Below are 304 nucleotides of genomic sequence, written 5' to 3'. Positions count from 1 at the left end.
GCTGCCGATCGACGCTTGTATAAAACTCCTGGATAAAAGGGTGATTGCGCTGGAATTCCGTATGCTGCAAGCCCGCTATCAGGAACAGCGCCACGCCGGCAGCTATTGCGACGAACAAGGGGATGAGCCCCAGGGCCTCCAGGGCAGGCTGGTAGGTCTCGGCCCATCCTTCGACGGCCATCAGCAGGGCCACGCCCAGAAGGACCACCAACACCCCCGTGGCTATTTTGGCGGCGAAGGCGCGCATGTGCTCGACGTAGCCGCACACATCTTGGGGCGGCCCACCGGCATTGGCGCGCAGCAC

General features: G+C 63.2%; 1 protein-coding gene. It reads right to left on the bottom strand.

What is annotated here, in order from left to right; translation table 11 throughout:
* On the bottom strand, positions 1-304 hold a 304-nt coding region (locus PZH32_RS12735; RefSeq protein ID WP_428994052.1), incomplete at both ends, for a hypothetical protein.

Origin of the sequence: Adlercreutzia equolifaciens (assembly GCF_029076695.1) — a bacterium.
GTDB classification, from domain to species: domain Bacteria; phylum Actinomycetota; class Coriobacteriia; order Coriobacteriales; family Eggerthellaceae; genus Adlercreutzia; species Adlercreutzia equolifaciens_A.
Note: the sequence above shows the minus strand (reverse complement) of the source record. Positions and strands in the feature narration are given on the sequence as shown.